At 73.6% G+C, this 10910-nt stretch carries 12 protein-coding genes; 2 read left to right on the top strand and 10 right to left on the bottom strand.

Annotation, left to right across the window (positions count from 1 at the left end):
* A partial coding sequence (locus ACH5A8_RS14210; RefSeq protein WP_399001550.1) for a HAMP domain-containing protein occupies positions 1-802 on the bottom strand: 802 nt, incomplete at its 3' end.
* A 438-nt stretch (positions 803-1240) separates the two neighbouring features.
* On the opposite strand from ACH5A8_RS14210, the gene ACH5A8_RS14205 reads away from it, so the two are divergent.
* A complete protein-coding gene (locus tag ACH5A8_RS14205) occupies positions 1241-1612 on the top strand; it encodes a PRC-barrel domain containing protein (protein ID WP_399001548.1) in 372 nt (123 codons plus the stop codon).
* 135 nt (positions 1613-1747) lie between these two features.
* Here ACH5A8_RS14205 and ACH5A8_RS14200 read toward each other — a convergent pair whose 3' ends face one another.
* From ACH5A8_RS14200 to ACH5A8_RS14180, 5 genes are all read right to left on the bottom strand, one after another.
* Positions 1748-2182, bottom strand: coding sequence for an ATP-binding protein (locus tag ACH5A8_RS14200; protein ID WP_399001546.1), 435 nt, complete (start codon positions 2180-2182; stop codon positions 1748-1750).
* Positions 2183-2324: 142 nt separating this feature from the next.
* Positions 2325-2525, bottom strand: coding sequence for a hypothetical protein (locus ACH5A8_RS14195; protein ID WP_399001544.1), 201 nt, complete (start codon positions 2523-2525; stop codon positions 2325-2327).
* A 321-nt stretch (positions 2526-2846) separates the two neighbouring features.
* The gene (locus tag ACH5A8_RS14190; RefSeq protein WP_399001542.1) at positions 2847-3119 is read right to left on the bottom strand and encodes a DUF4190 domain-containing protein; all 273 of its coding nucleotides are present in this window, start codon (positions 3117-3119) and stop codon (positions 2847-2849) included.
* 3 nt (positions 3120-3122) lie between these two features.
* Positions 3123-3287, bottom strand: a complete 165-nt coding sequence (locus ACH5A8_RS14185) for a hypothetical protein (protein WP_399001540.1) — start codon at positions 3285-3287, stop codon at positions 3123-3125.
* Positions 3288-3376: 89 nt separating this feature from the next.
* Positions 3377-5305, bottom strand: a complete 1929-nt coding sequence (locus ACH5A8_RS14180) for an AMP-dependent synthetase/ligase (RefSeq protein ID WP_399001538.1) — start codon at positions 5303-5305, stop codon at positions 3377-3379.
* A 154-nt stretch (positions 5306-5459) separates the two neighbouring features.
* On the opposite strand from ACH5A8_RS14180, the gene ACH5A8_RS14175 reads away from it, so the two are divergent.
* Entirely contained in the window at positions 5460-5693 is a 234-nt protein-coding gene (locus ACH5A8_RS14175) for a DUF6480 family protein (RefSeq protein WP_399001536.1), read from the top strand.
* Between the two features lie 30 nt (positions 5694-5723).
* Here the strand turns inward: ACH5A8_RS14175 and ACH5A8_RS14170 are convergent, their stop codons facing one another.
* From ACH5A8_RS14170 to ACH5A8_RS14155, 4 genes are all read right to left on the bottom strand, one after another.
* Complete coding sequence (locus ACH5A8_RS14170) at positions 5724-6812, bottom strand: glutamate--cysteine ligase (RefSeq protein ID WP_399001534.1); 1089 nt, start codon at positions 6810-6812, stop codon at positions 5724-5726.
* Between the two features lie 137 nt (positions 6813-6949).
* Positions 6950-9172 (bottom strand): 1,4-alpha-glucan branching enzyme, encoded by a 2223-nt coding sequence (gene glgB, locus ACH5A8_RS14165; protein WP_399001532.1) that lies wholly within the window; start codon positions 9170-9172, stop codon positions 6950-6952.
* A 4-nt stretch (positions 9173-9176) separates the two neighbouring features.
* A complete protein-coding gene (locus ACH5A8_RS14160; RefSeq protein ID WP_399001530.1) occupies positions 9177-10565 on the bottom strand; it encodes a maltokinase in 1389 nt (462 codons plus the stop codon).
* Between the two features lie 31 nt (positions 10566-10596).
* Positions 10597-10910 (bottom strand): alpha-glucosidase C-terminal domain-containing protein (locus tag ACH5A8_RS14155; protein WP_399001529.1); only part of this gene is annotated, 314 nt, incomplete at its 5' end.

Here is a 10910-nt window from a genome sequence, read left to right as displayed (position 1 = left end):
CGGCCTGGCCGCCGAGGCGTCCTTCGGTGCCGACCTCGCGGGCGACGCGGGTGACCTCGTCGGCGAAGGCGGAGAGCTGGTCGACCATCGTGTTGATGGTGTTCTTCAGTTCCAGGATCTCGCCGCGGGCGTCGACGGTGATCTTCTGCGACAGGTCGCCCTTGGCCACGGCGGTGGTCACCTGGGCGACGTTGCGGACCTGGTTGGTGAGGTTGCCCGCCATGAAGTTCACGGAGTCGGTCAGGTCACGCCACACGCCGGCGACTCCGGGCACCTTGGCCTGGCCGCCGAGGCGTCCTTCGGTGCCGACCTCGCGGGCGACGCGGGTGACCTCGTCGGCGAAGGCGGAGAGCTGGTCGACCATCGTGTTGACGGTCTCCTTCAGCTGCAGGATCTCCCCGCGCGCCGGCACGTCGATCTTCTGCGACAGGTCGCCCTTGGCCACCGCGGTCGCCACCTGGGCGATGTCGCGCACCTGCGTGGTCAGGTTGCCGGCCATGGCGTTGACGGAGTCGGTGAGGTCGGCCCAGGTCCCGGAGACCCCCGGCACCTCGGCCTGGCCGCCGAGCGTCCCCTCGGTGCCGACCTCCCGGGCCACCCGCGTGACCTCGGAGGTGAAGACGGACAGCTGGTCGACCATGCCGTTGAACACGGTCGCGATGTCGCCCATGAGACCGTCGGCGTCCTCCGGCAGACGCGTGCCGAAATCGCCGTCCCGTACGGCCGTCAGACCCGCCAGGAGCTGCCTCAGCTCCCGGTCGCCCGGCACGGCGTCGGCGACCTCGGTCTTGTCGCTGGTCATGCGCACCCTCGTCCCGCTCCCCAGGGAGCCCTCGACGAATGAGGGCTCGGAAAACCCCGCCGGGCCGCGGCGGGCCCGCCTCGCGGCGCGCGTTTCCGCATGTCACGGATCCGCGCGCGATGAGAAAATACGTCGCAGGCTAACCCAACCGGCCCCCGCCGAACAAAAGCCCGTGGCGATCGGAGTCCGCGGAATTCCCGTTCGCATGCGTCGTGCATGACATGCCGAGAAGCGGGTAAACGCTCTGGTTCGCCGTGCTGGTCGCGGGTCTTGTGGCCGGGGCCCGCCGCGGGGGCCGAGGGCGCCGTCCGGTCCCTCCGGTCCGGGCCCCGCGGACACCGAATGCGACCGGCCGCGCCGGGTAGTCGGTGCCGTGAGCCGGGGCGCCGCGCCCAAGGTCCGGTGGCACACGGCTCGTTCACCGCGGAGAGGAGCAGCGTGACCGTCGACAGCATCTGGTCGTACCCGCCCGAGGCCGTTCGGGAGCCGGGGGAGGACCTGACAGGTTTCACCGTCGTCGCCCCGGACGGCGTCGTGGGCCATGTGGACCGGGAGGCCGATCACTTCGGGATGCGGCACCTGGTCGTGGACACCGGGGTGTGGGTGTTCGGCCAGAGCGTCCTGGTGCCGGTCGGCGTGGTCACCGGCGTCGACACGGAGGAGCGGCGGATCTCCGTGGCCTGCTCCCGCGTGGAGATCAAGGCGGCGCCGCGCTTCCGCACCGACAGCGAGACCATGGACCCCGGCTATCTGAGCGGCGTGGGGAGCTACTACCACGGGCTCGGGCCGCGCGACGCGACCACCGCCTGACCGACCGGCCTGCGGGGCGGCAGGGGGCTCCGGCTCTCCGGCCGCCCCGCAGGGCCGCACGCGGACGGCCCCGTGCGCCGGGGCCGGGCGTGAGCGAACGGGGTCCCGCAGGGGGCGCGGGCCGACCGCGCCGCCTCACCAGGGCAGGAAGACGTGCACGTCCTTGCCGCGGTCGTTCACCACCACGCTGACCTGGTCGCACAGCGTGTGGATCAGGTGCCAGCCGATCCCGCCGCCGCCGCGGCTGGGGTGGAAGGGCCTCGGGGCCGGCGGCGTCGTGCTGGTGTCGCTCAGCGTCACGTGCACACCGTCGAAGGTGCGGCGCATGCGCAGCACGAACGGTCCCGGCGCGTACTGCACCGCGTTCGCGGCGAGTTCGGTGACCACGAGCAGGATGTCGTCCCAGTGCTCCTGCGCCGTCGGCAGCGCGGCGCGCGCGAGGTCGTCGAGGAACTCCTCCGCGGCGAGGCGCGCACCCGTCACATGGTGCAGTTCGCCCGCGAAGCGAGCGGTGCGAGTCGGAATCCCCTCGGTGGCCAGTGTCTCGTTCCAATGCGGCTCGGTTGCCATCGTGCCTTCCCGGCCCGGCGTGAGAGCAGGGCGTCGTCGTCGTCCTTTCGTTCCCATCCGTCCCACTGTCTGGTTCCCATGGGCGCGGACCCTACGCTTGCGCGGCGCGTGGGACGGGTCTCAGCGGCGGCGCACGGCCGCCTCACGCGGCGGTCAGGCCCGGACAGGCCCGGGGGTCGTGCACGCTGCCCCGGGACTCCCAGCCGGTCAGGCAGCAGGCCTCGTACAGCTCCCGCCACACCCCTGCCGTCCCGGCGCCGCCGCCGGCCGCCGCGCCGCCGGGATCGCGGGCGTGGTCCGGCCCGGGGGCGGGGCACGGCAGCGGGCGGCGGCGGTGTGTCATGGTCGGGGCTCCCCTCACGCTGATCGGCACGGCTTCGTCTCCGCGTCTGCGACGATCCGGCGGATGTAAACCCGTCCGACCCGAGACGGGTGAACCCGGGCTCGGCCGGAGACGGGTACGGCCCGCGGAGGGGCGCGCGGGAGGGCGACCGGGAAGGGCCGGCGACGTACGACGGCGTGCGGAGCCGGCGACGTACGTACGCGGGCCGGGAAGGGCCGGTGACGTAGCCGGCCGTGAAGAACCGGAGACGTACGCGGCCGGGGTGAGTCTGGGGCGGCCGGGGCTCCCCAGGCTCACCCCGGCCGGGGCGGGGCTCCCCGCTCAGTGGAAGGCGGTCCAGGACGAGCCGTGGTGCGCGGCCATGAGGGCCGCGAGGACCACCAGGTCGGCCACGCCCAGCGCCAGCCCGAGCCGGGCCCGGGCCGGACGCGGCGTGCCCCGGCGCAGCGCGATCACGGCCAGGGCGATCGCCACCGGGCCGAGGACCAGGTTCAGCACGACCAGGCCGACCAGGCCGAGCACGAAGGAGGCCACCGCCATGCCCTCGGTGTCGCGCCTGCCGGTGTACCGGGACGGTGGTGCGGTCATCCGCATCGCTCACGCCCTCCCCGCCCGGCCGCGCCGCCGGCGTTCCCGCACGGTGAAGACGGCGAGCCATCCGATGACGACCGCGCTCAGCACCAGGGTGACGGGCCAGGGCAGGTAGGCCACCGACCCGAGGACGACGGCCAGCAACAGCAGGGCCACGACCAGGAAGAGCACGGCTCACCTCCCGCTTCGCACACGGACGGCGGCGAGGATCTCGCATGTTGTCAGGAACATGCGAGAACAGGTTTCCCGGGATTCCGATCTCACGCCTGCCCCGGCCGCGCCGCCCGGGACCGCGTTCGGCGGAACACGTCGTCGCGGTCCTCCCAGTCGGCCGCCGGGTCCGCCGCCGGCCGGCGCGAAGGACGCGTCCGGGCCTGGTACATGGCGTCGATCTCGAACGCGTAGCGCTCCGCGATCGCTGCCCGGCGCAGCTTCATCGACGGCGTGAGCAGTCCCTGGGACACGTCGAAGGGCTCGGGCAGGACCCGGAAGACCCGGATGGACTCCGAACGGGAGACGGCGCTGTTGGCGGCGGCGACCGCCCGGCCCACCTCCTCCCGCAGCGCGTTCTCCTCCCGCGCCTCCCGGCCCGGCGCGTCGGCCTGCAGCGCCAGCCCCGCCCGCCAGTGCGCCAGGAACTCCGGGTCCAGGGTGATCAGCGCCCCCACGCACGGCCGGTTGTCGCCGACGATCACGGCCTGGTGGACCAGGGGGTGCGCTCTCAGCCGCTGCTCCAGCAGGGCCGGGGCGACGCTCTTGCCCCCGCTGGTGATGATGACGTCCTTCTTGCGCCCGGTGATGGTCAGATAGCCCTCGGCGTCCAGCTCGCCGAGGTCCCCGGTGGCCAGCAGACCGTCGCGCAGCACGGCCCGGGTCGCGGCCTCGTCGCCCACGTAGCCCTGGAACACCGACGGCCCGCGCACCAGGATCTCCCCGTCGGCGGCCAGCTCGATCGACGTGCCCGGCAGCGGCTTGCCGACGGTCCCCGACTTCTCCCGGCCCAGCGGCTGCATGGTGATGCCGCCGGCGGTCTCCGTCAGCCCGTACCCGTCGTGCACGTAGATGCCGATGCCCTCGTAGAACAAGGACAGTTCGCGGCTGAGCGGGGAACCGCCCGAGGTCGCGCGCGCCACCCTGCCGCCCAGCGCCGCCCGCAGCCTGCGGTACACCGTCCGCTCGTACAGGGCGTGCTGCAGCCGCAGGTCCAGGCCGGGGCCCCCGCCCCGCCCGGTCCGCCGCCGCTCCAGCGCGGCCGCGTAGTCCCGCGCCGTGTCCGCCGCCCGCTCGAACAGCGCGCCCCGGCCTTCCTGCTGGGCCGTGCGCAGGAAGTTCTTGTAGAGCTTCTCGAAGACGGAGGGGACGGCGTAGAGGTAGGTGGGCCGGAACGAGCGCAGCGCGGGCACCGCCTCGGCGAGGTCGGGCTCGTGGCCCAGCAGGATCCCGCCCCGTACGCAGATGCTCTGCACCATCAGGCCGTAGACGTGCGAGAACGGCAGGAAGGCGAGGACCGAGGGCTGCTCGCCCGGCGGCGCCGCGGTGTGCCCCCAGCCCGCCAGCAGCGTGTCGCAGACGCTCGCGAGGGCGCGATGGCTCAGCGCGCAGCCCAGGGCGTGGCCCGTCGTGCCGGAGGTGTAGGCGACCACGGCGGTGGCGTCGGGCAGCATGATCCGGCGCAGCGAGTCGACGGTGGTCGGCGGCACCACGGAGCCCCGCTCGGCCAGCTGCGCGAACGCCCCGGCGTCCAGCTGCCACACGTGCCGCAGCCGGGGCAGCGTCGCGCACACGGACCCGACCGTCATCGCGCCCTGCTCGTCCTCCACGGCCACGGCAACGCACCCCGAGCTGCGCAGGATCCACTCGACCTGCTCGCGCGACGCGGTCGGGTGGACGGGGACGACCTCGGCCCCGACCGTCCACAGCGCGTGGGCGAGGACCGTCCACTCGTACCGGGTGCGCGCCATCACCGCCACCCGCCCGCCCGGGGAGATACCGGAGGCGACCAGACCGCGGGCGAGGGCGGTCACCTCGTCCCGCAGCTCCACGGCGGTCACCGTCTGCCAGCCGGCGGCCGGGCCGCCGCGCCGTGCCACCACCGGCAGGTCCGGCCGGGCGACGGCGGTCTCGAAGACGCTGTCGGCCAGGCCGCCGGTCGGGGAGGAGCCGGACGGAGCGAGGGCGAAGTCGCGCATGCGCTGCTCCTGCGGTGTACGGAGGGTGACTCCGCCGATGAGTAGCGTCGTCGTCGGCGGGGGTCGAATGTAGCCCAGGGGGCCGTGCCCGCGAACCCGGAACCGGGAAGTGGCCCTGTTTCGTGATCTCGGCCGATCGGGGAACCCGGCGGCCATGAGCTACGTCAATCCCGATCCCGATCCCGACCGGACCCCCGGCCTGCTGCCGGGGGGCGGCGTACCACCCGGCGAGACCCCGCCCGCGGAGAGCAGCATGCCCGAGGCGGCGCCGCACGCGCCGGACTACGCGTCGAGGGGCTGGGCCAAGGCCCCGCTCACCCTGATCCTCCTGCTCGTCCTGCTGATCGCCGTCGGCTTCCTCGGGTACGCCCTGGGCCTGATCTTCTGAACGGCCCCGGTGCCGGCCCCGGCGCGCGCCTCACCCCTGGGTGTGGCGCACGCACTCCGTGACGACCTGGCGCAGGCTCCCGGTCCGCTCCATCAGCTCGCGCTGCACCCGGGCGCCGGTGCCGCGCCGCAGCAGTCCGGCCACGGCCTCACGGGCCCCAGCGAGGTCGCCGGAGTCGGCGAGCGCGTCACCGACGTGCTCCAGCAGCGACTCCAGCACCGACTCGGCCGGCAGCCGCCGCATGGTCGCGGGGTGCAGCAGTTCGCGCGCCAGGCCCGCACGGGCGGCCTGCCAGGCGGCCAGCCGCAGCAGACCGACGTTGTGGTCCACCGGCTCCCGGCCGGCCCGCCAGTCGCGCGCGGCGGTCTCCACCAGGGCGCGCACCAGCGTGGCGATCAGCTGGGCCGTCTCCGCGTGCAGGCACACGTCCGAGACCCGCACCTCCACCGTGGGGTACCGCTCGGACAGCCGCGCGTCGAAGTACGCCATCTTCTCGTCGAGGATGACGCCGGTGGCCACCATGTCCGCCACGAGCCGGTGGTAGCGCTCCGGGGAGCCGAACAGCTCGGTCGGGCCGGCCGAGGGCCAGCGGTCCCACACCCGGCTGCGGTAGCTGTCGTAACTGGTGTCCCTGCCCTGCCAGAACGGCGAGTTCGCGCTGACGGCCAGCAGCACGGGCAGCCAGGGGCGGATGCGGTCCAGGACCGCGACGCCCTCCTCGTCCGACTCCACGGACACATGCACGTGCATCCCGCACACCATCTGCTCCCGGGTGGCGATGCCGTACTGGTCGGCCAGCCACTGGTAGCGGGGGCTGATGCTGATGGTGGGGCTGACCGGCAGCGGGGAGGTGGCCAGCGCGGCCACCGCGCAGCCGATCTCCCCGGCGTGCCGGGCCGCCTCCTTGCGGCAGCGGACGATCTCCGCGCCGAGCTCGGACATGTCCGTCTGCGGATGCGTGGCGAACTCCAGCATCTGCCCGTACAGCTCTTTCTCGAACACGTCCTGGTCCGCGTCGTCCGCCTCCGCCCGGGCGAGAACCGCCGCGGACAGTGCCTTCGGCTCACCGGTCTCCGGGTCGACCAGGAGGAGCTCCTCCTCCACTCCGACGGTCCGCACCTGTCGCCGCCTTTCCGTATCTCCGCGCGACACCGGGCGGGCGCCGGGTCGTCGTACGCCCCGACTGCCCCGGGACGGCGGCCGGACACCTCGGTGCGGTGAGACGTCCTGCGGCCGCGGCCCCGGGGCGGCGCCGCTCAGGCGGGGTACGGAGCCAGCCAGACCGTGGCCAGCGGGGGCAGCGTGAGCCGGATGCGGCCGTCCTCCGGCTTGAGCGGGTCCGGATTGGCGACACCGCTGCCGCCGTAGGGGGCGGCGTCGGTGTTGAGGACCTCCGTCCAGGCGGTGACCTCGCCCGGCACGTCCAGGCGGTAGTCCTCGCGCACCACGGGGGAGAAGTGGGACACCGCGAGCAGCGGGACGCCCTCGGCGTCGTGGCGCAGGAACGCGTAGACGTTGTCGTCGGCGGCGTCCACGGCGACCCAGCGAAAGCCCTCGGGACTGGTGTCGCGCTGCCACAGCGCCGGGGTGTGCCGGTAGCGCGTGTTGAGGTCGCGCACCAGATCGCGCACCCCGCGGTGATCGCCCGCCGAGCAGTTGCCCTCCTCCAGCAGCCACCACTCCGGCCCCTGCTCCTCGGAGAACTCGCCGCCCTGCGCGAACTCCTGCCCCATGAACAGCAGCTGCTTGCCCGGGTGGGCCCACATGAAGCCGAGGTAGGCCCGGTGGTTCGCCCGGCGCTGCCACCAGTCGCCCGGCATCTTCGACACCAGGGCCTGCTTGCCGTGCACCACCTCGTCGTGGGAGATCGGCAGCACGTAGTTCTCGCTGTAGGCGTACACCATCGAGAACGTCATCTCGTGGTGGTGGTACTTGCGGTGCACCGGCTCCTTGCTCATGTACTGCAGCGAGTCGTGCATCCAGCCCATGTTCCACTTCAGCCCGAAGCCGAGCCCGCCCCGGTCGGTCGGCGCGGTCACCCCGCCCCACGCGGTGGACTCCTCCGCGATCGTCACCACGCCCGGCGCCCGCCGGTACACGGTGGCGTTCATCTCCTGGAGGAACGCCATCGCGTCCAGGTCCTCCCGGCCGCCGTACCGGTTGGGCGTCCACTGGCCGGAGTCGCGCGAGTAGTCGAGGTAGAGCATCGAGGCGACCGCGTCCACGCGCAGGCCGTCGATGTGGAACTCCTCGCACCAGTAGACGGCGTTCGCGACGAGGAAGTTGCGCACCTCGGTCCGGGCGAAGTCGAACTCGTAGGTCCCCCAGTCGGGGTGCTCGGCGCGCTGCGCGTTCCCGGGCTCGTACAGCGGGTCGCCGTCGAAGCGGGCCAGCGCCCAGTCGTCCTTCGGGAAGTGGGCCGGCACCCAGTCCATGATCACGCCGATCCCGGCCCGGTGGCAGGCGTCCACGAAGTACCGGAAGTCGTCCGGGGTGCCCAGGCGCGAGGTGGGCGCGTAGTAGGAGGTCACCTGGTAGCCCCAGGAGCCGCCGAAGGGGTGCTCGGCGACCGGCATCAGCTCCACGTGAGTGAAGCCCAGGTCCTTGACGTACGCGGGCAGCTCCTCGGCCAGCTCGCGGTAGGTCAGCCCCTTGCGCCACGACGGCAGGTGCACCTCGTACACCGACAGCGGCGCCTCGTGCACGGGCGTGTCCCCGCGGTGCGCCATCCACTCGGCGTCGCCCCACTCGTGGTGCGCGGCCGTCACGATCGAGGCGGTGTCCGGTGGCACCTCGGTGCGCCGCGCCATCGGGTCGGCCTTGAGGAACCGGCCGCCGTACTGCGAGGTGATCTCGAACTTGTACTTCGCGCCCTCGCCGATGCCCGGCAGGAACAGCTCCCACACGCCGGCCGCGCCCAGCGAGCGCATCGGGAAGGCGGTGCCGTCCCAGTAGGTGAAGTCCCCGGCCACCCGCACACCGCGCGCGTTGGGCGCCCACACCGTGAACCGGGTGCCGGCCACGCCCTGGTGGACCATCGGCTCCGCGCCGAGCGCCTGCCACAGCTGCTCGTGCCGGCCCTCCCGGATCAGGTGCAGGTCCAGCTCGCCGAGCGCGGGCAGGAAGCGGTAGGGGTCATGGACCTCGTACGCGTCGTGCTCGTAGGCGACCTGGAGGGTGTACTCGGGGATCGTCTCGAAGGGCAGCAGGGCCGAGAACAGCCCGTCGCCCTCGGAGACCAGGTCGGTGCGGTCGCCGTCGACGACGACTCCCACCGCGCGGGCGAACGGGCGCAGCGCCCGGAAGGCGACGCCGCCGTCCACCGGATGCGCGCCCAGCAGCGCGTGCGGATCGTGGTGCGAGCCCGAGAGCAGCCGCGCACGGTCGGCGGGGTCCAGGGGCGGAGCGGCCCGCACCTGGCCCGCCGCGGGCGGGACGGGTCCGGACGGCTCGGGAAGTGACGTTTCGCGCAGTGCCACCGGTTCAGCCTCCTCTCACGGCGAGACGTTCGATCGCCGCCATCGGTACGGCGAGCCAGTCGGGGCGGTGCCGGGCCTCGTACAGCACTTCGTACACGGCACGGTCCGTCTCGTAGGCCCGCAGCAGGGCGTGTTTCTTACGGGGGTCCCAGCCGGCCCGGGAGGCGTACCCGGCGCAGTACGCCTCCCGGCAGCGGCGCGCCCACTCCGGGCGCCAGGGGCGGCGCTGCCGGGCGGCGTAGTCGAAGGAGCGCAGCATCCCGGCGACGTCCCGCACCGGGGACTCGGGGATGCGGCGCTCGGCGAGCGGACGCGACGGCTCTCCCTCGAAGTCGATCACGAACCACTCGCGTCCGGCCCGCAGCACCTGGCCGAGGTGCAGATCGCCGTGGATGCGCTGGGCGGGCGGCCCGGCGTCGCAGCCGGCCAGCGCGGCGAACGCGGTGCGCAGCCGGGCCGCGTACGGCCGCAGGGCGGGCACGCTGTGCGCCGCCGCCTCCAGCCGCTCGGTCATCGCCGCCGCGGTGCGTGCCATCTCGCGGTGGGCGCCGGTCGGGAAGGCCTCGGCGAGCGCCAGGTGCACCTCGGCCGTCGCCTGCCCGAGCTGGTGCGCCTGGGCGGTGAAGTCGTCGCCGGTGGCCAGCGCCCGCAGGGCCAGCGTCCAGCCGTCGGCCGCGTCGCGCAGGAACGGCTGGAGCACACCGAGCGTGGCCGCCTCCGGCTGGGTGGTGCGCAGCCAGGCCACCGGGGCGGGGACCCGGCGGCAGCCCTCCCGGGCCAGGGCCCACGGCACCTCCAGGTCCGGGTTGACGCCCGGCTGGATCCGGCGGAACACCTTCAGGATGAACTCGTCGCCGTAGACGATCGACGAGTTGGACTGCTCGGCGTCCAGCAGCCTGGGCACCAGTCCGCCGCTGATGGGCACGGACGGGTCGGCCTCGAACCGCAGCGGACCCGCGGTGCCCGGGCGCCGCAGCCGCTCCAGGAGCAGCTGGGCCGAGCGCGGGTCGCACAGCGCGTCGTAGACCGCCAGGCCGGCCAGCGGTCCGGCCACCGGACGGCCGATGAAGGCCCGGTGCAGGCGTGGCGCCAGTTCCCGGCGCACGCCGAGCAGCAGCTGGTAGCAGTCGGCGGGCGGCGGCACGGACGTCCCGGCGGGGGCCGGGACGCCGCCGTGGCCGGTGGGGACGCCCGCGTGTTCGGCGTGGACCAGCAGATGCAGACAGCCCGGGAACAGCTCCGTCATCGACAGCAGCCGCAGATCGGTGACCGGCCGGTCCTTGCCGGCGAACCAGCGCTGCCGGGGCAGCCATTCGCGCAGCAGCGATCCGAGCGAGGCCATGGGCTCGTCGAGGCCCGCGGTGCTCGGCTTCAGGGATGCGGTCTTCGGCATGGTCACGCCTCCTTCTGTCTCGGTCGCGCGCTCAGACTCGCCGTCCGACCCGGGCCGCGACCTTGGTGAGCCGGAACCAGTAGAAGCCGTGTCCCGCCAGGGTCAGCAGATACGGCAGCTCGCCGATGGCGGGGAAGCGCACCCCGCCGATCAGCTCGACCGGATGCCGTCCGTCGAAGGCGCTCAGGTCCAGTTCGGTGGGCTGGGCGAAGCGGGAGAAGTTGTGCACGCACAGCACGAGGTCGTCCCGGTACTCCCGCAGGAAGGCGAGCACGGCGGGATTGGAGGAGGGGAGTTCGGTGTAGGAGCCGAGTCCGAAGGCGGGGTTCTGCTTGCGGATCTCGA

The organism is Streptomyces sp. NPDC018610 (assembly GCF_044391765.1).
In the GTDB taxonomy this organism is placed as follows: domain Bacteria; phylum Actinomycetota; class Actinomycetes; order Streptomycetales; family Streptomycetaceae; genus Streptomyces.
Note: the sequence above shows the minus strand (reverse complement) of the source record. Positions and strands in the feature narration are given on the sequence as shown.